Origin of the sequence: Moorena sp. SIO4E2, from assembly GCF_010671945.1 — a bacterium.
Taxonomy (GTDB): Bacteria; Cyanobacteriota; Cyanobacteriia; order Cyanobacteriales; family Coleofasciculaceae; genus Moorena; species Moorena producens.
Genome location: NZ_JAAHIE010000006.1, coordinates 3,494 through 25,993, shown reverse-complemented (window position 1 = coordinate 25,993; position 22,500 = coordinate 3,494). Strand labels below are relative to the sequence as shown.

Sequence of the window (22,500 nt, the reverse complement as noted above, 5' to 3'; positions counted from 1 at the left end):
ACAGGCAGCTCTCAGAAGTTATAGAACAACACAGAGCTGCCCCCCAGGAGGCATTAATAAGCCACCTTAAACCCATTATACGTGGATGGTGTAACTACTACAGAGGAGTCTGTAGTAAAGAAACCTTCAACGATTTAGGATATATGCTCTGGAACAATCTTAAAAGATGGGGATACAGGAGGCATCCCAATAAATCAAGAACTTGGGTAAACAAGAAATACTGGGGAACCAAAGTAGAAAAACCCAAAAACCCATGGGAATCACCTAAGGTAGACAACTGGACATTTACGACTAAAGAAGATAATCATCTTCCTAAACACGCCAAAACAAAAATTATAAGGCACATCAAAGTCAAAGAGGCCAGAAGTCCCTACGATGGAGACCTAATTTACTGGAACACCAGAATGCAAAAACATCCTGAAATGACCACTCAAAAGGGAAGGCTTTTGAAACGGCAAAAAGGGAAATGTACTCATTGTGGTCTCACCTTCAGAGATGGTGATTTATTGGAAAAGCATCACATAATACCACGCGCACTAGGTGGAAATGACCTAGATAAGAATCTAGAGTTAATACACCGACACTGCCACGATATCAAACACGGGACAACAATCAACACTACAGAGTTAGATAAAAACCCGTTCTAGAGGTACCAATGTCAATGGTTCCTATGATGAGGAGCCGTATGATGTGAAAATGTCACGTACGGTTCTGAAGACGAGTCGGTGAGGCGACTCACCGGCTTAGTTTAATGGAGTGTCAAAAATGCTGAACAGGAAAATAATTTTGTGGAGCCTAAAGTTGCCAGTGAAATAGTTAACACTGACCAGTGAATAAATATGGGTTAACAGATCAAAAGTGGTTCTCCCTTCGCATTCGGTTTAGGGTAGGTTTGTAGGTTTAAGAATGAAAAAAAGCTTGAGGCTAGCTGCGGTTTTTTATATACTCACGTGTTGTGTGGCTTCTGGTTTAGTATCTCAAGCTACTGTTGAGTCAGAATCTGGTCAACTAGGCCATAAACGATTAATTACTAGCAAATTAATTACTAGCACTATATCCGAATCATTAAAGGATAGGGCTGAGTCACTGATGATAGCCCAATTTCCCCTACCAGAAATTAGTGACCCAGCAGATAAAAAGCGTTTCGAGCAGGTGATGGAGTATGCGATCGCAAACCACTTGTCTGAGCGGACGCTCCCAGAGATCATGCAAGCGATCGCACAGCAATTTTTGGGCGCAAGCTATAAAGCTCACTTATTAGACCAAGCCAGTCAAGAAACTTTAGTTATCACCCTCAATGAATTTGACTGCGTCCTTTTTGTGGAAACCATTCTAGCCCTAGCGCGAGGGATAACCGTAAAGGATTATTCTCAGCAGACCTTTGTCAATCACCTTCGTGACCAGCGTTATGGGGATGGTAATCTAAATGGCTATTGCAGCCGATTACACTATTTCTCTCAATGGATTGATGACAATCAGAGAAGGGGCACAGTTAAAAACATAGCGCTAGATTTAGGAGGAGTATCCCGCCAGAAAACCCTCAACTACATGAGTAAACACAGGGGTAAGTACCCATCTTTAGTAAGTGATGAGTCAAATTACCAGTGTATAGTAGCCATGGAAGCTAATCTGAAGCAGACAACTGTTAATTTCATTCCCCATGATCAGATTAGGAAAGCCTACAATCAACTGCAACCAGGGGATATTATTGGCATTGCTACTACTATTCCTGGTCTAGATGTCACCCACACTGGCTTAGTGTATCGTACTGCTGATGGGAATATCGGTTTTATTCATGCATCACCTGCCGGTAGAGTCACCATTGCCCGTGATTTACAACGGTATGCCAGACATGTTAGACATTCCCTTGGGATTGTAGTCGCTCGACCCGTTGATCCAGCAATTCCAAGCACTAGCAATATCCTCCAGTGACAGGGGTCAAGAGTGCCAGGACTTACCTAGTAAATCTAGATGTGGTGTGAGTTAATAAAGCACCCTACTACCTATAGGTTTCGATGCCCATTTTTGCGTAAGTCCTGGCGAATACACTCTCAGTCGTGATTACTGGTAGGAATGCCTTGCTGCTACCGATTGGGTCAAGCTCTTTGTGTTCTAGATTCAAGCTATGGTCTGTTTATTGAGCGGGAACCCTAACATCTCTCGTTGTTGCAAATAGAGTTGAGCCACTCGCCTTGCTAGATTGCGAATTCTACCGATATAACGAGTTCGCTCAGTCACTGAAATCACACCCCTAGCGTCCAGTAAGTTGAAAGTGTGAGAACACTTCAGAACGTAGTCTAGTGTAGGCATAACAAGTCCTCGCTGGGTTAGTTGTTCTGCCTCTTGCTCGTAAAGACCAAATAGCGTGAACAGTAAATCTGGGTTAGAGGATTCAAAATTATAAGTACATTGTTCAACTTCTCCCTGAAGGTGAACATCTCCATAGCTAATTTGGTCATTCCACTGGATTTTAGTAAAAGCCTCTACTTCCTGGAGATACATAGCTAATCGTTCCAAACCATAGGTGATCTCAATGGGTACAGGACGACAATCAATGCCACCACACTGTTGGAAGTAGGTAAATTGAGTAATTTCCATGCCATCTAACCAGACTTCCCAGCCAACTCCCCAAGCCCCTAGGGTAGGAGATTCCCAATTGTCTTCAACAAAGCGAATGTCATGGTCTTCAGGGCAAATACCTAAAGCTTTGAGGGAATCTAGGTAAATATCTTGAATATTATTCAGTGACGGCTTGATCAGTACTTGGTATTGGTAGTAGTGCTGGTAGCGATTCGGGTTTTCGCCGTAGCGTCCATCGGTAGGTCTTCGGCATGGTTCAACATAAGCAACTGACCAGGGTTCTGGACCAATAGCTCTCAAGAATGTATGAGGACTCATCGTCCCTGCTCCTTTCTCGGTATCGTAGGACTGGGCAATCAAGCAACCATGTTTTGCCCAGAATTGATTCAATGTTGCAATCACTGATTGAAAATTCACTGACACCTCCAGTGTTTGGTAACGGTAACTTATGGCCAAGACATTTCTTGATGCAAAGGGCGAGTGGGGAGGGGCTGTGTGGGTCACGCCGTGATTCTCCTTTCTCCTTTGGAGACGCTGCACGAACAGAGACACTAAGTAAACGCACCTTGTAAGCCCCGTGGAAACCAGGCCAGTTGCTAATGGGTTAAACCCTGTAATAAAGCCATTTTCTCCCCAAGACCACCCTGCATACCTATTTATTCTGGCGCAAATGCCTTGTCAGAGCTAGGTTAGTAAGTTGTTCAACAATGGATTTCATGGTGCCAGTGCAAAGGGCTCTTCACTAATCTTGCCTCTGATGAATCCTGGACAATTACCGTAAATCCAGGTGAATTTCCCATTTCACTCGCGAGCATCGCAGCAGTCCCAATCCGCACTTACAGGCAGGATCGACAGACACGCCCGTCACCAGGTATGTATCTAAGATATACAAGAATTCCCAAAATAATGCTGCCGACTCCCGACTCCCGAACCAAATCTAAAGAAGCTACCCCTGTGACCTGAGAGCTTCCCCCTCTTCCCCTGGTCAGACCTCCGAAATGGATTCAAAAAAAAATTTAAAAATTCTAAAACCCTTGCCATACCTATGCTTCAAGGATTTATCAAGAAAAAAGTTTCGGTTTTAGGTTGACAAACGCTTTTTTACCCTGTAAATTAGTAAATGGCGATGAGGAAAGCCAAGCGCACCGCACCGCCCCGAACCAAGAAAAATCTATAGTTTGAGAGCCAATATACGGTCGCTACTCGTCAAGAAATTTTCAGGTTAATCTGACCTAATTATAGGACAGATTGGCCAAAACTAAAACCTAAAATTCCGAACTGGTTCGAAGTTAACAGTTATTATTACTGTTTACTAAGAGTCAGGGAAAGAAAAAAAACAACTTGAGTACCATGGAGAGTTTGATCCTGGCTCAGGATGAACGCTGGCGGTATGCTTAACACATGCAAGTCGAACGCCCCTTCGGGGGAGTGGCGGACGGGTGAGTAACGCGTGAGAATCTGCCTTCGGGCTGCCACCAACAGATACACTGGAGCACTCCGAAAGGAGAGGATATCTAGGAGCCGTATGCGATGAAAGTCGCACGTACGGTTCTGAAGCGGAGGTGCTCCCCTTAATAGGGGACATCGACCGTAACTGTGCAGGTGCTGAAACTGCTGATGCCTGGTGCCAAGTTTCTAATTTTTTTGGATCACCGAGTAATTCCGTAGGGTGTGTTAGGGGCGGGCTTGCCATCATGTTCAACCTCATAGCAAGTGTTGGGAAAGCCCGCCCCGTAACGCACCACCCAAGGTCTCACCCTCATTTTCGCGGTAGCCATGGTTGGGACAGCGCGTCCGAAAATAGTGATCACAGGCAAGATGCCTGTTCTACAAAGATCTCAAGTCCACCCATTGGGTCAAAAAGTTGAGGATCCCCCCTAACCCCCCTTAACAAGGGGGGAACTGTTACCACGCTTACCACATTCCCGATTCCCGATTCCCGATTCCCTGGGGTATATAATATTCTCTAGGATTGCTATAATAAAAATCGATTAATCATTGGGAAGCATCTAACTCTCAAAGGTTTGCTGGGCTTAGGGTCTAGCACCAACATCAGCATAATTATAGTTACAGCGTTTTTCATAACTATGGGGTACACAGGATTGTTTACCAGATCCGCTGTTCCCTATTCTGTGCTCTTTTCCCCCCTGATTACGGTTAGGGGGGATCCCTATTAGCTGACTAACTCCTTGGGAAACTACCACCATGCCCCATAGAGGCCATGCCAACCGCCCAAAGCTTTTCCCTACCTTTAAGACGAGTGTTAAGCAGTGTCTATGTTATCTTTTAGCACTGCTACTAGCAGTACTGTTGATTGTCAACGGGAGTCACGCTTACTATATTTTCTTTTACAAATACCCTGAGCCAGAATTGTGGCAGATCAAGGGGATTGTGGCAGCACTGGATGACCATGATCCCTTGGTATGGGTTGAAGCTTTGGACAAATTGTCATGGTCTAAATTGGATCAACTCAAGCCCCCCGTTGAGATTCCTAAAGACAGAATTGACCAGATTGCACAGTTATTGAACTATAAGCATGAGAGTGATGAGACCGAGAATGAGAGAAAGTCCGTTCAGTCGAAAGTCCGTGCTAAGGCAGCATCGGCTCTGGGACAGATGGGAGCAGCCGCCTATAAGTACGCTCCCCAAATCGCTGAACGTTTAACCGACTCAGAGAGTAATGTCCGTTCAAGTGCGGCAGAAGCTCTGGGACAGATGGGAGCAGCCGCCTCTAAATACGCTCCCCAAATCGCTGAACGTTTAACCGACTCAGAGAGTAATGTCCGTTCAAGTGCGGCAAAAGCTCTGGGGGACATGGGAGCAGCTGCCTATAAGTACGCTCCCAAAATTGCGAAACTTTTAACTGACTCAGAGGGTTATCTCAGTGATAGTGCCGCAGAAGCTCTGGCACAGATGGGAGTAGCTAAGGACTACGCTCCTCAAATCGCTGAACGTTTAACCGACTCAGAGAGTAATGTCCGTGCTAGTGCCGCATCAGCTCTGGGTGAGATGGGAGCAGCGGCATCTGAGTACGCTCCCCAAATTGCGAAACTTTTAACCGACTCAAATTGGAATGTCCGTTCAAGTGCGACAAGAGCTCTGGGGCAGATGGGATCAGCAGCATCTGAGTACGCTCCCCAAATTGCGAAACTTTTAACCGACTCAAATTGGAATGTCAGTGATAGTGCGGCATACGCTCTGGGGCAGATGGGATCAGCAGCATCTGAGTACGCTCCCCAAATTGCGAAACTTTTAACCGACTCAAATTGGAATGTCCGTTATAGTGCGGCAAGAGCTCTGGGTCAGATGGTAGCAGTAGATAACGATATAGCCCCCCCAATCCTGCCACTTTTAACCCACTCAGATGACCATGTCCGTTATAGTGCGGCATGGGTTCTGGGTGAGATGGGAGCAGCCGCCTCTGAGTATGTTCCCCAAATCATTCCACTTTTAACCCACTCAGATGACCATGTCCGTGCTAATGCGGCATATGCTCTGGCGCGGATGGGAGCAGCACCATCTGAGTATTTTCCCCAAATCGCCAAATTTTTAACCGAATCAGATTGGAATGTCCGTTCAAGTGCGGCAAAAGCTCTGGGGGAGATGGAAGCAGGATCATCTGAGTACGCTCCTCAAATCATTCCACTTTTAACCGACTCGGATAGTGATGTCCGTTCTAGTGCCGCATCAGCTCTGGGGAATATGGGAGCAGCTGCCTCTGAGTACGCTCCCCAAATTGCCAAACTTTTAACCGACTCAAACTTGGTCCGTGATAGTGCAGCAAAAGCTCTGGAGCGGATGGGACCATTAGAGTTAAAAGACTTACTTTATGTATTGAATGAAGTTTACCGGTACCAGCGAGAAGCACCAAGGCTGCGTTTTCTGGCCTATTTCCTTAGTGGTGGTGACAAAGACTCAGTGCTCTTAATCCACTGGCTGGGCTCACCTGAGAAATATCCCCATCAAATTCGGGTCATCAATCACCAAGAAGGCTTGGAAGTTCTCAACCTATTTGCCGAAATCTGGGAACCTACTAAACTTCTACGTAGCCTACGCAAAGACTTAGAAAGGCAGATTGCCGAAGTTGTTAATCACGTCAGCTGGAAACCAGCAGATATGGATCTGCTCAAGCAACACCACGATAATCTTAAGTCTATAGACTCCCAACTTGCTGCTGCCGTCAATGCTCAAATTGTTGCCTTAGAACGACAGCACCGGTTTCTGATTGCCTTTAAGGTTTGGCTAATCCATGTCAGTTGCTGGTTGTTTCTAATTATCATTTATCCTCGTTCTTCCCAAGTCCAAGCCCTAATCTGGAACCGAAAATTCCGCACCATTGTGGGCTTAGGCTATATCAGTCTTGCTCTGACCTGGATTCCCTGGTTGCGCTACCGATTACTGGCTCCCTTCCGGGAGGTGCTGGTGGCCGATGCTAGCTTAGATAGCTTTGATCCCCAGGCTTACTTTCCCAACTCTCACGTTAAAATTAGACGAGCCACCCATACCCAACCGATTCAAACCGCCATTGCCCAACTCCAGTCTCCCATCGTTCTGGAAGGGGAATCGGGACTGGGGAAATCGATGTTTCTCCGGAATTTAGTCAAAACCTCGGGGCGGCTGTCGGTGTACCTGCCTGCCAGCGAATGTGCCGGTGGTGTGGTGGAAGGGATTCAAACTAAATTGCCCATCGCTGCTGATGACCCTAAATTCCTACAAAGCCTGATTAACTACAATACCCTAGATATCTGCATTGACGGACTCAATGAAGTCAGCCCTGACACCAGGGCTACTATTAATACCTTTGTGGAGCATCACGTCCAGGGGCATATTATCCTCACCACCCAACCCTTGGAATGGACACCCCCAGCCACGGCTAAAACCTACGTGCTGCAACCCCTGAAGCGCCAGCAAATTGCTGAGTTCCTCACCTCTCGTCAAGGGATTTTGCCCGAAGATGCCCCGGTATCCGGTGTGGAGTACGAGCAAGCCTGTGACGACTATCTGGCCACCCAACTCCACCAAAACCAATCCAAACAGGAGTTAACCGCAGTACGTCGGTTTCTCTCCAATCCGATGGATTTGACCTTGGTGGCGCAACTGTTGGCCCAGGGCAAAGACCCGGATTTGCTGAACTTGCAACAGCAGCAGTATGAAATCATGGCAGAGGACTATCAACAGATTCACCTTTATCCCTTTCCCCTGGCTGAATTTGCTGAAACCGTTTACCAGATGCGCCTCCATGATCAAATTACCATCCCAGAAAACGACTGCTTGGATGAGTTGCAGTGTATGGAACGGTATAAAATGGTACTGACTCGTCAGCAGAAGGATGGGTTTGGTCGTACCCATCGAGAATGGTACTTTCGCCACGATAAAATCCAGGAATACTTTATCGTCCAGACCTTCCTCAAAACCGAGAATCGAGAACGTCAGCACGAGCATCTGACTGACCCCCGATTTCGCGGTGTCTACCTGCTGCTGGCCACCCTGTTGGAAGTTGACAAAGCTCTAGTATTACGGGAAGTTCTGATTCAATCGGCTGCCGAAACCAAAGACCATGTCGTCAGTGACCAGTTCATCCAGCGGTTTAATTCTCGTCAAGAGCTCACCCAAACCACCAACAACCATGGCGTGCTTGCCCTTTACCAGAAGCATTACCAAGACCTAATCGAAATTGCTAGACTACAAGCAAGCCGACTTATCACTGTTGAAAACAACGCCATGAGTGACTCAACGTCAGACTCCAATCACTCCAACTATCACTCTAAATACGATCAACGTCAGTCTCAACATAGATTTAATAACTTTGTCGATGCGACTCAAAGTGAGTTTAATCAAGAAATTGATAGTCAAACTCAAAACAATTATGCCCCCGAGAAAAACCAAACCCTAAGTGAAGCCGCCGCTGAAATTCAACAATTATTAAAACAATTAGAGCAAAGTAATCCCAACGCCACGGATTTAGAAAAGACAGCCTTTGTAAATATCGCGATTCCAGCAAGTACTAAACAACGGTTGCTTAGTGCCTTAGAAAGTGGTGGCAAAGAAGCCCTTAGGGAATTATTAGATAATCCCTATGTGAATGTGGGCATGGCGATTGTGGAAGGATGGCAGAATCCATAGTAGGGAGTAGGGAATATGTAAGCATTCAGCAGTGAGCGGTCAGCGGTCAGCTTATTTTATTCAAAAGCTGAATGCTGAATGCTGAATGCTGATAGCTGAATGCTGATAGCTGATAGCTAATAGCTGAATGCTTACAAATAGTCTAATGCCGAGAGGATATGGCCAAACTTTTGATTTAGAGTATCTATAGTTTCAGGTTTAAGATTATTTCTGAAATCTCCAGGAGTGATTTTACGTATGTGAGTATTGGGCTTGGCATTTTTGGGATCTACTTGATCAGATAATTGCTTAGACAAGCCGTTTATATCTTCTGAAGAAAGTTGAAACGGTTGAACAAACGAGGTGAACCAACTATCAAAGTTATCTACCATATCTTCATACTTGAGTAGATTAACACCAGGATGACCAATGAAGTGATTTAGATATTTTTCATATCTCTCAAAGTAATCATCACTGAAGGAAATCACAAACTTGTCTATTCCCCAAGAAAGCCACTCGTCTCGAATCGATTTCTTTATGCCTCCGTGAGTTTTTGTCCAAGAAAAGAACATTGAATTCAGACCATCTCTGGGATCTCGTAGGTGTAGGTTTACAAAACAGCTATCTAAGTCTATCTCTAGGGGACGACGTATAGGGCCAATACACCCTGTATCTATATAATTAAACTCAGCAAGAGCTGACTGGCAACAATTTACTTTAAAGTCTTGAAAATATAATAAACTATCACTTAACTCTTTATTATTGGGAGAATAGTATTTCAGTTGAGCCAAAGCACAAGCTTCTAAAGTTATTCTGTGCAATAACATTGAACCTGCTTTATGTACTGTAAAAACAGCTATTTTGGTGACTGGTTTCATAATATAATTTAAGTATAGCGGTTTTTAATTAGGTGAGGTACATTTTTTTATGGAACAGGGAATCGGGAATCGGGAATCGGGAATCGGGAATCGGGAATCGGGAAGAAGGTAAAAATTTTTTGTACCTCATTAGGCTAAAAACCGCTAGATTAATTAAATCATAATCTCGGCTATATATTGCATAATTCTGGATGTTGTAGACTGCCAACACCATTGTGGGTGCATCTCAATGCATCCACAAACACTCTTCGGCAATAGAAGTATAATATCATGTTATGACATTACCCTTAATATAGCGGTTTTCAATTAGGTGAGGTACAAATTCTTGGGTTTTAGGGAGCAGGTAAGAGGCAAGAGGCAAGAGGCAATAGGCAATAGTCCCCATCTCCCCATCTCCCCATCTCCCCATCTCCCCATCTCCCCCTCATAAGGGTAGGTTTTTTACAAAGACCTCAGGTGTGGGGTGTGGGGGATAAGACAATCTACTTAATTTGTCGTTCAAAATCATCGCTTCTTCAGGTGCGACCCGTGGCGAATTTAATTCGCCAAGGTCAAGCGCACCTAAGTTGTTTTCCTTTTCCTCTCCCTCTGGGTCGCCCCATGTTTTACCCTAATGTAAAAAACCTACCCCTGTGAGCCACCCTCCCCACACTTCCCACACTTCCCACACTTCCCACCCTCCCGACTCCCTACTCCCGATTCCCTACTCCCCACTCCCAATCAAACTCAGAAGATAACCTCCACTACCAAGTCGTCATAGTCTAAGTCACCACCACCAAAGGTATCCTCGAAGCTAAACTGATTGTCCCCTAGTAAGCGGACGTGATCAAATTGATCAGGGTTAGCAGGCAAGAAACTAAAGTAGGCATTCAGACCGGAACCCTGCTGATTCGTTGGATTCTGAGTCAGGAACTCCTCAACAGTGCCATTAGCAATTAGGAACGGAGCTAACAGTACCCCACCGGATAGCCCACTGGCTAAATCTACCTGATTGGAGACTGCAAGCTCTGCATAACCGGCATCACCGGGGTTGAGATTACCAATTTTACCACTAGCATCATCAACCTGATAAAAGCCAAAGCTATTCTCAAACACTGCTTGACTACTAACCACAAACTCAGGTGTTACTGTTCCGGTCACATCGGTTAAATCCAACAGCTCCACTTGCCCTTGAATCTGGGGACTCCCTATCCCTACAGTAGGAGTTAAAGCCGAAGCGTCTTGAACCGTTACCACTAAATCATCAAAGTCTTGGTCATCAGCATCTTCAAAGTTTAACGTCAAGACACCGTCGCTATTGGTCTCGGTTTGGATATGGTCTAAACCATCGCTATTGAAAGCAGCATCACCGAAAAATACAGAAACATTTTCTCCTGCTAGCACTGCCTCTCTGGTGCTATTTTGTACTAGGTAAAATCCTAATTGATCCCCTACATCAAAATTATTAATTAGACGACTAGTTTGACCACTATCTTCCGGATTTAGCAGCACAGAGAAAATAGTCTGAGCATTAGATAGAGCCGCTTCCACATAGCCTTCCTGACCAGGAGCAATACCATTAACTGTACCTTGGTCATTATCCGTGACAAACACCCCAATTTCATTGACATTAGTAGCGTTTCGACTAATAAAGGTGAATAGGAGTTGAGCGTTGCCAGTGGTGTCACTAGTGATAGTAAAAGTATTGTTAGGGTTCTGAGTCAGAGTCGAAGGAACAAAGGTAGGGATCGAGTTAACAGTAATATCAACAGTCGCTGTATCAAGGCCGCCGTTGCCATCAGATACCTGATCGATCAAGCTATCATTCCCACTGAAATCTGGATCAGGAGTATCAGTAATAACGTCATCATTAGTATTATCCAAGGTACCGTTATTGTTAACCACAGCAGTACCATCTGGTGCATCATTTACAGGAGTAACAGTAATGTTAACGGTAGCGGTGTCAGCAGGGTTAACCCCATCGTTTAACTGATAAGTAAAACTATCCGGTCCATTGTAGTCGGGATTCGGAGTGTAAGTAATAACGTCATCGGTTAGATCATCAGGAGTACCATTGTCATCTACTACTGCACTACCATTACTGGGATCACTAATAACCGTTAGAGTGCTATCTCCCTCAGTATCGGTGTCATTATCTAAGACGTTAATGTTAACGGTTGTATCTTCAGTAGTCGTGGCCGTATCATCTACAGCTATCGGGAGTTCGTTGGTCAGGTTGAATTCAATATAGTCAAATCGGATGAATTCATCACCATCAGCGGTACCTTTAACCTCGATCAGGTCTCCATTACGGATAAACGTGCTAGAGCTAATCTGCAAAGGGACGAAAGTGGAGGCTTCGGGGATACCGCTAGCAGTAGAGGCAGGATTATTAAGAGTGATTGTGGGAAAGACGGTACTGCCAATCCTGACATCGATTGTGCTTTCTCCATCTATTTCGTCAAAGATGCCAATGATTACTTCATAGCTACCAGTGGGCTGATTAAAGCTTGTGCTAGCAGTACCAGGGGGGAAAGCAGTATTATTAACAGCATCAAATAGACTGATTAGTGCGCCCCCGGAGGCATCAGGATTAGGAGTAGTTACAAAGTTAGTTATACTAGATAAATTTTCGGCTTCAATTCTCGTCATAGTGTTGTATTCTCCAACCTTTATCTGTGTTTCAAGCTCTGGTAATTTTATTTGGTAATTTTATTTGGGCAGCAAGTAATACCCTAGCAAGTTTATATCCACTCAATCCCCAGGATATGGATACCCTTTACAGAAGACATCTCCAAAAATTAACCTCAAACCCTTGCAATGCCTGGGTCAAAACCGAGTTTCTGGAGATGTCTAGAGTCATGGGAAAGAGTATAATACTATGCTAAACCTTCACAAAAGCACCGATTATTACAGCTAATCAAAAATCTGATAAATCGGCCGCTGTATTAGTTACATGGTTTTGATTTTCCGTGTTTCAAAACCTATCTAAATTCCGTAGATGCTCCACCAAAATTCTTTTGCTGACATAGTCTCATAACTATACTATAGTCTTCCCCCAAGAGCTTGAGTTTTTGCGGTCAAACAATTCCTTTATTCATTCATGACATGAATTGGATATTATGTCACCATGGAATGTAGTAATTTTATCAAAACTTTATCCTATTGTTACGGATATGAGAATTGGTCAATATTTTCGATGACTAGAGAATAATTAATGCGATCGCTCTTAGCGGAAGCTTCGCTTCATCGCGCTGCAGGTAGGGAATAGGAAACAGGGAATAGGGAACTTCTGATCAGGGAAAGAGAGGGAGGTGTGGGAAGTGTGGGGAGATGGGGAGATGGGGAGATGGGGAGATGGGGAGATGGGGATTGATATCAGCAACTGGCTGCCCAAAACGGCGCTGCATTCTTTCGTCCCTTGAATTTGTAAACACCATTACACGCATTTTTAATAATTATACGGGTATAAACAATACCCAAAATCTACTTTATATATACTTTATATAACTATTATGATTTTTTTTATAGCGTTTCTCATAGTCATGATGTACAGAGTTTTTTTCCGATTCCCTATTCCCTATTCCCGATTCCCTATTCCCTATTCCCAGAGCCGCTGTTACCTATTCCCAGAGCCGCTGTTACCTGTTCCCGAAAATCCCAAAATTATGTACCTCACCTAATTAAAAAATGCTAGATATCACAACATACATATAACTATCCATAAAATAACTAATATAAAAATATTGAGTTTATCTTTCATCGAAAACTAATCCATTAGGTAATCGAACCATAGGTTTTATTATAAACATGGCTTAGGCAGTAATTATACTGGTAAGGTGCCTTAATAACGTAACCTACTACTTATGGCATTTGGAGTGATAGCCTTTAGAGTGATAGGGTTTCGAGTCCAGTTTTGGGTAAGTCCTAAGCAAAAATGATTATTTTATAAATCTTGAACTTTTATAAATCTTGAAAATTGATAGCTATATAGCCTTTATATTTGAGTTGTGAACATACTCCCAAAGGCCAAGAGGCAAGAGGCAAGAGGCATCCATGCTAGAGGGGAAACAGCTCCGGAGTTTTATTGTCCAATAAAAAAAAGACCATACAGGTTTACATCTCATTTGTAAACGCTATATAACGTCTCTACATGTAAGCAATCAGCTAACGCACCAAGGGCTTTAGCTGATTGCCCTTGGCTAAATACTTAGGTAATTGAAATTACGTATTTAAACATAACTTTGCCAACTGGGATCAGTTACTGGCTCAAGCCTCTCCAGGCGATCGAACCCATTAGCATTCATCAGCCAGACACTATTTTGTCCATCGTCGAGATTGCGCCAGAGGATATCATCGACACCATTATCATCAATGTCGAGGGTACCATGGATTACCTCCTGACCACTACTGATTGGTGAGGAGATCAACACTGATTCAATGTACTGAGTCCCTTCCATCCTCCAATAGTAAATAGTTTGCTCTTGAGTATTGCGCCAGATAATATCCCCATCACCATCTCCATCCAAGTCTCCCGCTGCCCTCATTTCCCAAATACTAGTGACTGGTTCCGATTGAATGAACACCTCCTGAGCCACAGTAGTGCCATTCATGAGCCAGACTTTATTTTCCCCAGTGGAAGTATTGCGCCAGAGAATATCCTCTTGATTATCACTGTTAAAATCTTCGGTGCCACGAATTTCCCAGTCCAGGTCTGGAGTTGGGGTGATGGACACTGCATTCTGAAACACCGATCCTGCCATCAACCAGATGCCAGTTTCACCAGTAGAGGTATTACGCCAGAGAAGATCCTGTTGTTGATCAGCGTTGAAATCCCCTGCACCCTGCATTTGCCAAGTACTGTCCGCTGCTTCTGTTGGTGAATGAATTGTTACGGCTTGAGCTAAGTCGAGACCATCCATCAGCCAAGCACCATTGACTCCGGTCTCGTCATTACGCCAGAAAATAGTCACACTCTCGCTGATAGTGGATTGGTCATTGTCGGTAATGGTGAAAGTGGCACTGGGAGTCTCACCTAATTGATAGTCGGGACTATTCTCAAGGGTAATAATGACAGTTTCTTCCCCTTCTGCTATACCATCGGCAATTGGGGTAAGCTTGAGATCTACTGACTCCTGACCTTCTGGAATAGTAACGGTACCAGTTAGGATGGGCTTGTAATCTGAGGGGCTAGCGGTGCCACTGACCGTGTAAGTTACCTCTAGGCTTTGACTAATGTCTCCGGTACGGGTGATGGTAATACCACCACTTTTTGGCACAGTTTCGGCTAATGTGCCATCAGTAGGGGTAATGGTAAGTTCAGGAAAAGTAATAACTGGGCCAGCTTCCACTGCTGGTGTTATTTCAATAACGTCGATCCGCGCTAGTTCATCGGTTTGATTCCCCAAACTATCCGCCACGGCAGAGATTTCAATCTGATCCCCTGGAGTCAGTGCTACGTCTTCAAAGATGGGATTAGGATTGGATAAACCATCAAATATAGAACCAGTCAACCCGATATAATTACCAGAATTGGGTGTGTCTATGGGTGGATTGCCCTTTTCTCCTGGGTTTTTATTGAAAATATATCTACTAATTGGGATACTGTTGACACGAAGTGTCAGGGTAGCTCTGCCATCTGATTCATCAAAATGGGCAATATTAAAATTATAGTTACCAGCAGGACCGTCAGCTTCTGTCCAGGTTAAACGAATGAATGCTGGTTCACTAGTATTGGTTTTGGGAATCTCGATAGCTTGGCCACCGGAAGCAATGTCACTATCAAAAACTATGTAGTTCTCTAGACTCAGCCTAGTTGTGTCTTCTGCCTCAAATGTTGGCATAATTACTATTATCCTCTCCTTTTTAGGGAATAGGGAACAGGGAATAGGGAATAGTAGGAAAGAGCTCCGAGTAGTTTTTGGTGTTATGATAAATCCCTATTGGAGTACATGAAATATTTTCAAAAGTTATATAATAACGATTGCTAGATTGGATATGAAACTTTTTTAAATCGAAATATTTTTAACTTTTACTTAACTAAATAATGGCTGATTATTGGATAATAGCTAAAAGTATGTATTCCTACTCGCTATAGTATAGCAAGGGAAGTATAGTTTAGGACATAGTCTTTTAGTTGAAAGGGACTTCGGAGCAGGGAGCAGAAGATGTCTTAAGCTTTACTTCGACTGCTATAATGGGAATTTTTTTATCAATTACCATTACTATAGATGACATAATTATGATTCGATGTCACTAAAAAATAACTTACTTCATCAAATCTTTACAGTTTTTTTTCCGGATTAATTTCTAGTCTTCACGTTTATACAGCGGTTTGCAATTCAAGGTACAAACTTCTCGGTTTTTAGGGACTTCGGAGCAGGGAGCAGGGACTGAGGCCGTGGGCCACGCGGGGCGCGTTCGGAAGAGGGAAGAGGGAAGAGGGAAGAGGGAAGAGGGGAAAAAATCCTGTGTACCTGATAGTTATGCAAACCGCCGTATCTCTGGTTTACATCTCTATTTGTTGGTGAGAAGCGACGGAAAACGGCCAACAGACAGAGTTCAGGGAGGGAGGAATAAAATAGAGACTTTGGGGCAGTATTCAATCGGGTTTGTGATCAATCCCAGGGTACCGGAATTGATATCATCAGGTGATGTAAGCTATCAGCTGATACGCGACACGCTGATAGCTGAGGTTGTTTACTTGAGGTCTGATCAACAGACGTTTGTTGTGGGCTTCTTAAAGGATAATGTGCTACTTCTGAGTAATGGGCTGCTGGACACAGTTGAGCATACGCAGAGTAGCAGCAGCGGCATAGTTCCGGCGTGCTTGAGAATCGGGCAAGAAAGCGTTACCCCTTTCGTTGAGGGGAGATGCCACTTGGCAGTAGGCAGACATTTCAGAAATCAGAGCAACAGCCCAGTGACCTTCGGTGTCGGAAAATTGTGTGACTGACTCAGTAGACACGAGTACCCCTGGCTGCCCTTGCAGGCTTTTGGCAAATTCAGCAGCTTTTTTTTGTACTGCCATCAATTCGGCGCGAGTTACGGACTTATTTGGTCGGAAGGTGCCATCAGGATAGCCACTAACAATGTTGTTGTCCCTCGCCCATTGAATTTTGGCAGCACTCCAGCGCCCAGCCTCAACATCCCGATAGGGCCGTCCTGATGCTTGAGTGGGGACAGTAATAGTAGCACCTGGCAGTTTACCTAAGCCTTCAATCACCATAGACACGAGTTGTTCTCTGGTGAGAAACCCTTGGGGTCTGAAGGTATTGTCCTGAAATCCAGCAATAAATCCCATTGCTACAGCTTTTTCAATTTCTGAGCCATAGACATCATTAGCAATATCCCGAAATTTAGAGGTTTCCCGTGGCGGAAGTGGGGGAAGCTTGGATGGATCAGTACTTCCTGTGTTACCTAGGGGTGTATTAGTAGCAAGGTAGACGTGACCTAGCTCTTTGCCATTGAACATTCTCTTGGCAAATTCCCAACCGGGCTGGAGAAAAATTTTCATAAAGCCCTGGCTAATACCACCAGTTCTGCCGATGATTACTTCAGGAGCTTTACGATCAAGGCGGTGCTTACCCACTAGCAACAGTTCACCATTACGCTCAACAATGCTGAGGATGTAATCGAGTCCTAAGTCTTCACCCGCCATGCGCATGGAATAGCCATTGCTATCAGTACTACGTCCGCAAATGCCAGTAAAGTCAAAGTTCAACAGCAGTGGGTCTACGATCACTGGGTTAGTACCACTCTCGCTCCAACAGGCTCGCTTGTTGGATTTTTGCTCTATGATCAGCAGTTGATGGGAATTTGCACCAAAGGGTTGAGCTACAGCAATAAACTTGCCTTGTTCAACTTGTTTTTGCTCGAAGGTAGCGGCGGAGGTCTGGTTGCCAAGACTGATTGTTGAGAAGGCAGTGGCTAGGGCAACGGTGGCGAAGGTGGCTAGTTTTTGTGGTAATTTTTGTCTTAAAGAATTTTTCATCGAATTTTCGCGCCTCCTTTTAGTAGTTGACAAGTAAGCCCGTGGAGCGTTTGAGTAATCGGACTTTCCGGGCTGAGAATTGTCCGATTCTTTTCCAGTTGCTATTGCTCACTGAAACTTGTGTTGCCGTATCGCCACTGATCCACCCTCGGTAGGTCTGACCCGCTTTTACAGCTTCCACGTAGTCGCCTTTACGGAAACCGTGGCGAGTGGTGGTTCCTCCGTACTTTCGGCGTTTACCGCCCTTGGAAAATTGGAGTAGGTGGAGTTGACGACGGCTAATTGGCGGTCGGGAAACCACGGCGAAAGGTGCAAGGGTGACCACAGCCACGGTGGGGGTCACGACTTTACCGTTGCGGTAGTACTGGGTCTTGACCTTTCGGAAGGGGAAGGATGCCAAGGCTATACCGTCGTTGGCGTGAGTCTCAGCCGTCTGACGACTCTTATCGGTCTTGTCTTTGGTTAACCCCAACCCTTTTCGTGCCATTGAGGTCTCCCATCCCATCTTTTGGGTGACGGGGACCGTGAATGTTGCCTCAAGGCGTTGGATGGATTGGTATTGCCCCACCATCACTGGAGAGAAAGCTTTTGTCCCTTTGGCTTTGACCACTTCATAGACGATCTGGCTAATGGGATAAAGCTCGAATAACTCACTGACCACACGAAACTCTAAATCACGGTTGGCTTTGATGGATGGGGGAAGCTTTTTGGCTAGCCGATTCTCAAAGCGCTTCTGTCTGTGAGCGCGTTGGTCGTAGGGAATTTTGTGGTTAATCCGACGGCTACGGCGAGTTCGCCGCATCATGCCTCGGGTATCGATCCGGTCTCTGACCTTGGGATAGGGTAGTACCAGATGACCCGTCCAGAGGGTGGCTTGGGCTGACTGGACAGCCAAGCCAGTGAACATTTTGCCGGGGTCAATCCCCACAGCAATCGACTGAGTTTCCTCCCCTGATGGTTCAGCTACTAGTTGAATCGCAAAGATGTCGAGGGCGTTAGGGTAGATGATGGCTTTACCTTCTTTAACCCAACGTCTCGCTCTAGAGGCTTTTGTCGGCATTAAGGGTTGTCCATTTGGTGAAATTACTGGGACTCGTAACATGGAGATAATCCTCACGAGTAAAGTGTTTGGGGGTTACCCGTCCCTTCGGTCACCTCATTCAAGATGTCCTTTCAGCAAGCGACTGACAACACAGTCTTACAGTGGTACGGACTGGGGAAGTATCCGTACGTGCGTACCAGAATGAGGCTCGATGACCTAGTCAAACCTGGGAGAGTTAGTTGTCTCTCCAAGCCCCAACCTGGCCGTAGGCCACGCTACGCGAACAACGCAGTAGGTTGGGGTTATTGACACTACTTACCTGTGTATTTCAGCATCTGTACTGAGCTTTTAGGATTTGTCAATTTTAAGACAACTGCTTCAAGCTATAATGATTAACTTTCAGATTAAATGTTTCTGGTTCTAATGGTTTAAGTTTTATTTTTGATTAATAAAATTTGAGCAAAAGTAGCTAAGGACACTAATATCAGTGTGAAGCTGGCGAAACTATCACAAGGTTTTCGAGCCTGAGGGTTATCTCTAAGCATGATGGGATCAAGGCTGAAAATCCGTCGGAGGTCGCTAGAATGTTATTTAATATTGCTGGTGTAGGGACTGGGTTAGGAATTCTAACCCTATTGGTATTTGGGCTGTTGCAATGGTTGCACATCAGTACTGGTCATTTCCTGGATTGGGTGATTGGTGTGGCTAGCTTTTGGTGGCTGTTGGTGATTGTGACAGTGCCATGGAATGTCCACTTGGAAGCTAGGGAAGTTTTAGCAGAGGGGTCGGCTTCCAGGGAAAATGAGATTGCGGTTGACCCGAAGCAATTAGACTATGTGAAAATGATAGCTAAGCGATCGCTAACCGTAGCAATCGCCCTTCACGTGTTATCTGCTGTGGGTCTTTACATGCTTGCTGCTACTGGGATTAGTGCTGTGGGCTACGTCAGTTCGGGAGCAGCTTTGCTTTTAACTGCTTTGCGTCCAGCGGTACGTTTTTACCAGTATTTAGCAGCTCGATTAAGGATGATCCGGCAAGAGTTTACCTATCCTCGCCGAGATGTAATGGAACTACAGAATCGTTTTGAAGCTCTCGAAAGAAGTGTCAAAGGTCTACAAGAGCAACTAGACCCACAAGAACCTTACTCTTGGGTGGCAACCCATCAGCGTTACTGGGAAGAGACTCGTAAAGGCTTAGCCCAACTTGAAGCATCCATGGCACAACTGGAAGCTAATAACAATGCGGAACACCAACGTTTAGCTCGGGATTCTGAAAATGCGATCGCACAATTAACTACAGATAGTCAATTTCTGGATAATGTCCGAGAAATTATTCGGTTTTTCAAGACAGCTTAGCAGTTATAGCGCTACGGGCAGGGAATCGGGAATCGGGAATCGGGAATCGGGAATCGGGATTAAACCAAGTTAGATGCTTCATATAAACGCCTGACAACGGCGATAATTCGCTTACCGTAATCTAAATCAGCTGACCAGCGTCCACTGAGCTGCCCAACTAAGGGAGCAATCCCTCGGGTAACGAAGCGAAACCGGGGATCGACCAAGGGTTGGACTAGGGGTTCCTGACTGGCGTAGGCTTTCAAGTGTTGGATATGGGCACGTACTCCAATTCTAGCGCTAGGAAAAGTCGCTTCTTCATCACTAGTCACTGCTCCCAAACCACCAAAATTATTCTGCTCAGGTCTAAGGCGATCGCTAAAGCGTAGGAAGTTAGTTTCTACACAAGCTTGGGAAAAGGCAATGTCATAGTTGACTCCCTCTACGGAGGCTTCTTCTCGATAGAGCCTAGGTAGGTCAGGAAACTCAGTCAGGGCGTTCTGATTATTGTTTTTAAGAAATATCTGTAACTGGACTTCGGAGGTGCTACCATGACCCATGATCCGGTCAATCAGACCTGGACAGATTTTCTGGGAAATTGAGCGCAAAATCACAGTGCGGGTGGCAGTATCCCAACCGACAAAGATGTCATAATCCCTTAGTTCAATGGCCTTAACATAAACGACTCCCCGATATTGCACACGACGGACATTCTCGGCGGTGGTCAAATCCACTCCTAGGCGATCGGCTAGGTCAATGGGAATGTAAGAATTGCTATTGATTAGAACACCTCGATCATCGTAAGTCTGATTATTGATTTTAATATCAATGATGGGATAAACGGGATTGAATTCATCGGGTGGTTGTTCACCAGAAATCAAACTACTCCATTGGGCAAGTCCATCAGCTATGCCTCTGGCCATGTCACGACGTCGATTCTGGAGCAGAGCACGGTCTTGGGGATTAGTCAAAAAGCCAACTTCGAGCAGTAGGGAGGGAAGGATAACATCACGGCAAAAGGCAAGACGGCCAACACCTGAGTCCGTATCAGGCTTTGCTCCTCGATTCGGCAGTTCAGGAAGGCGTGTGATCAAATAGCGCAGCATTAGTTCAGCATGCTTCTTGCGCTCAGTGTTATTGAAAATGTAGAAGGCAGAGGCACCTCGGATGTTAGGATTGGAAAAGGCGTCAGCATGAATCTCTAACGCTACATCACCAAAACGAGCACGGTCATTAATCCATTGAATTGTCTGCTTTAAACTCAATTCATCAGGAACAGATAATACTTCAAACCGACGCGATCGCAATTCTGGCACCACCAGATCTCGCAGCCGAATCATTTCTTCGGCTTCCGTTGTCCCACCGGCAATCGCCCCTGGGTCACGACCACCACGTTCCATGCCACCGTGACCTGCTGAAATAAATATACGTCCCATGTCTTGCTTTTTGCCCTTAGCCCTTAATTGAGCACTTGCTCTCTCCAGGATAAGGATTTAGTTTCCCTATGGCTAGGGGAAGTTGGACTGGACAAATCATCCCACCAATAGGCAATAGCAAGCAATAACCACAGCAAAATGGATGGATGAATAATAGTAAGCATTCAGGCATCAGCGTGTCGCGTATCAGCTATTAGCCAAAAGCCTGTGGGCACGCTAGTGATTGGTGCTTTTGAATAAAATCAGCTGACGGCTGACAGCTGACGGCTGAGTGCTTACGAATAATAAACAATGAATAGTATGATTGCTTAGCTTGAGCAACACCCGGAAAATCATAGCTTTTAGCAAACTATATATCAATGGCGAATCAAACCTTTGGACTAGACAACCAGCTTTACGACTACTTGAAATGTGTTTCTGTAAGAGAGCCAGAAGTTTTGACCCAGCTTAGGCTGGAAACAGCACAGCATTCTATGGCTAGGATGCAAATAGCTCCTGAACAGGGGCAGTTTATGGCCTTACTCGTGCAGTTGATGGGAGCCAAGAAAACTCTAGAGGTGGGGGTATTTACAGGCTATAGTGCTTTAGCTGTAGCCTTAGCTTTGCCACCAGAGGGCCTGGTGGTTGCTTGTGATATCAGTGAGGAGTATACTGCGATCGCACGTCGCTACTGGCAACAAGCTGGAGTAGCTGACAAAATTGACCTGCGAATTGCGCCAGCACTGGACACTCTGGATAGGTTGCTGAAAGAGGGACAGGCAGGTACATTTGATTTTGCCTTCATTGATGCCGATAAACGGAACTACGAAAACTATTACGAGCAGGCACTGAAACTGGTGCGTAATGGTGGACTAATTGCTGTGGATAATGTTTTATGGTCGGGGCGAGTAGCGGATCCTGAGGTAGTCGATAACATAACTAAGGTAATTCGAGCATTTAATCAAAAGCTCTATCAAGACCAACGGGTAAACCTTAGTTTGGTACCAATTGCTGATGGATTGACCCTAGCACTAAAGAATTGACACTCCCCGTCCTGTAAGAACGGGGATTCTTGGATCAACGACTCGTCTTGCGTGGGCCAGGTCGTAACCAGGAACAGTAGAGGACAAATCTCCCCGAGCGTTTAGATCATTTCATATCCAGGTTCCGGTGTGCC

Annotated in this window: 14 protein-coding genes (1 of these 14 running past the window's edge); 6 read left to right on the top strand and 8 right to left on the bottom strand. The window is 45.1% G+C overall.

Annotation, left to right across the window (positions count from 1 at the left end; genetic code table 11):
- Positions 1-647: the end of a group II intron reverse transcriptase/maturase gene (ltrA, locus tag F6K37_RS01550; protein ID WP_287247720.1), read on the top strand. The gene continues 1,069 nt to the left of window position 1, outside the view; only the last 647 of its 1,716 coding nucleotides appear in the window; its start codon lies off the left edge, out of view; it ends in the stop codon at positions 645-647.
- A gap of 259 nt (positions 648-906) precedes the next feature.
- On the top strand, positions 907-1,932 hold the full coding sequence (locus tag F6K37_RS01545; protein WP_008185013.1) for an N-acetylmuramoyl-L-alanine amidase-like domain-containing protein: 1,026 nt from the start codon (positions 907-909) through the stop codon (positions 1,930-1,932).
- 186 nt (positions 1,933-2,118) lie between these two features.
- Here the strand turns inward: F6K37_RS01545 and glyQ are convergent, their stop codons facing one another.
- A complete protein-coding gene (gene glyQ / locus F6K37_RS01540; RefSeq protein ID WP_008185010.1) occupies positions 2,119-2,997 on the bottom strand; it encodes a glycine--tRNA ligase subunit alpha in 879 nt (292 codons plus the stop codon).
- Positions 2,998-4,785: 1,788 nt separating this feature from the next.
- Here glyQ and F6K37_RS01535 point away from each other — a divergent pair.
- Positions 4,786-8,703, top strand: a complete 3,918-nt coding sequence (locus F6K37_RS01535) for a HEAT repeat domain-containing protein (RefSeq protein WP_287247718.1) — start codon at positions 4,786-4,788, stop codon at positions 8,701-8,703.
- 131 nt (positions 8,704-8,834) lie between these two features.
- Here F6K37_RS01535 and F6K37_RS01530 read toward each other — a convergent pair whose 3' ends face one another.
- The 3 genes from F6K37_RS01530 to F6K37_RS01520 all read right to left on the bottom strand — a co-directional run bounded on the left by F6K37_RS01530 (position 8,835) and on the right by F6K37_RS01520 (position 12,191).
- The gene (locus F6K37_RS01530) at positions 8,835-9,509 is read right to left on the bottom strand and encodes a hypothetical protein (RefSeq protein ID WP_229414621.1); all 675 of its coding nucleotides are present in this window, start codon (positions 9,507-9,509) and stop codon (positions 8,835-8,837) included.
- Positions 9,510-9,828: 319 nt separating this feature from the next.
- Entirely contained in the window at positions 9,829-9,969 is a 141-nt protein-coding gene (locus F6K37_RS01525) for a hypothetical protein (protein ID WP_008187160.1), read from the bottom strand.
- 317 nt (positions 9,970-10,286) lie between these two features.
- A complete protein-coding gene (locus F6K37_RS01520; protein ID WP_008187159.1) occupies positions 10,287-12,191 on the bottom strand; it encodes a DUF4114 domain-containing protein in 1,905 nt (634 codons plus the stop codon).
- Between the two features lie 893 nt (positions 12,192-13,084).
- On the opposite strand from F6K37_RS01520, the gene F6K37_RS01515 reads away from it, so the two are divergent.
- A complete protein-coding gene (locus tag F6K37_RS01515; protein ID WP_287247717.1) occupies positions 13,085-13,222 on the top strand; it encodes a hypothetical protein in 138 nt (45 codons plus the stop codon).
- 549 nt (positions 13,223-13,771) lie between these two features.
- On the opposite strand, the gene F6K37_RS01510 is transcribed toward F6K37_RS01515, so the two are convergent.
- From F6K37_RS01510 to F6K37_RS01500, 3 genes are all read right to left on the bottom strand, one after another.
- Positions 13,772-15,382 (bottom strand): FG-GAP-like repeat-containing protein, encoded by a 1,611-nt coding sequence (locus F6K37_RS01510; RefSeq protein WP_287247716.1) that lies wholly within the window; start codon positions 15,380-15,382, stop codon positions 13,772-13,774.
- A gap of 911 nt (positions 15,383-16,293) precedes the next feature.
- Positions 16,294-17,532, bottom strand: a complete 1,239-nt coding sequence (locus F6K37_RS01505; RefSeq protein ID WP_008187156.1) for a DUF3747 domain-containing protein — start codon at positions 17,530-17,532, stop codon at positions 16,294-16,296.
- Between the two features lie 19 nt (positions 17,533-17,551).
- Complete coding sequence (locus F6K37_RS01500; RefSeq protein WP_008187154.1) at positions 17,552-18,634, bottom strand: RRXRR domain-containing protein; 1,083 nt, start codon at positions 18,632-18,634, stop codon at positions 17,552-17,554.
- Between the two features lie 524 nt (positions 18,635-19,158).
- Between F6K37_RS01500 and F6K37_RS01495 the strand changes: the two genes are divergently transcribed.
- A complete protein-coding gene (locus F6K37_RS01495; protein ID WP_008187150.1) occupies positions 19,159-19,929 on the top strand; it encodes a hypothetical protein in 771 nt (256 codons plus the stop codon).
- A 59-nt stretch (positions 19,930-19,988) separates the two neighbouring features.
- On the opposite strand, the gene tftA is transcribed toward F6K37_RS01495, so the two are convergent.
- Complete coding sequence (gene tftA, locus F6K37_RS01490; RefSeq protein WP_008187147.1) at positions 19,989-21,344, bottom strand: hormogonium tapered terminus morphoprotein TftA; 1,356 nt, start codon at positions 21,342-21,344, stop codon at positions 19,989-19,991.
- 359 nt (positions 21,345-21,703) lie between these two features.
- Between tftA and F6K37_RS01485 the strand changes: the two genes are divergently transcribed.
- Positions 21,704-22,366 carry a class I SAM-dependent methyltransferase gene (locus F6K37_RS01485; RefSeq protein ID WP_287247712.1) on the top strand — a complete coding sequence of 221 codons (663 nt, stop codon included), beginning with the start codon at positions 21,704-21,706 and terminating at the stop codon, positions 22,364-22,366.
- The last annotated feature ends 134 nt before the right edge of the window (positions 22,367-22,500 follow it).

What these genes read in the sequence shown, in the direction of transcription:
- F6K37_RS01535 (WP_287247718.1), top strand. Translation starts at nt 4,786, where the DNA reads ATGCCCCATAGAGGCCATGCCAACCGCCCAAAGCTTTTCCCTACCTTT.
- F6K37_RS01500 (WP_008187154.1), bottom strand. Translation starts at nt 18,634, where the DNA reads ATGTTACGAGTCCCAGTAATTTCACCAAATGGACAACCCTTAATGCCG.
- F6K37_RS01515 (WP_287247717.1), top strand. Translation starts at nt 13,085, where the DNA reads ATGATGTACAGAGTTTTTTTCCGATTCCCTATTCCCTATTCCCGATTC.
- F6K37_RS01495 (WP_008187150.1), top strand. Translation starts at nt 19,159, where the DNA reads ATGTTATTTAATATTGCTGGTGTAGGGACTGGGTTAGGAATTCTAACC.
- F6K37_RS01545 (WP_008185013.1), top strand. Translation starts at nt 907, where the DNA reads ATGAAAAAAAGCTTGAGGCTAGCTGCGGTTTTTTATATACTCACGTGT.
- F6K37_RS01525 (WP_008187160.1), bottom strand. Translation starts at nt 9,969, where the DNA reads ATGGGGAGATGGGGAGATGGGGAGATGGGGACTATTGCCTATTGCCTC.
- F6K37_RS01520 (WP_008187159.1), bottom strand. Translation starts at nt 12,191, where the DNA reads ATGACGAGAATTGAAGCCGAAAATTTATCTAGTATAACTAACTTTGTA.
- F6K37_RS01505 (WP_008187156.1), bottom strand. Translation starts at nt 17,532, where the DNA reads ATGAAAAATTCTTTAAGACAAAAATTACCACAAAAACTAGCCACCTTC.
- F6K37_RS01510 (WP_287247716.1), bottom strand. Translation starts at nt 15,382, where the DNA reads ATGCCAACATTTGAGGCAGAAGACACAACTAGGCTGAGTCTAGAGAAC.
- F6K37_RS01485 (WP_287247712.1), top strand. Translation starts at nt 21,704, where the DNA reads ATGGCGAATCAAACCTTTGGACTAGACAACCAGCTTTACGACTACTTG.
- F6K37_RS01530 (WP_229414621.1), bottom strand. Translation starts at nt 9,509, where the DNA reads ATGTTATTGCACAGAATAACTTTAGAAGCTTGTGCTTTGGCTCAACTG.
- tftA (WP_008187147.1), bottom strand. Translation starts at nt 21,344, where the DNA reads ATGGGACGTATATTTATTTCAGCAGGTCACGGTGGCATGGAACGTGGT.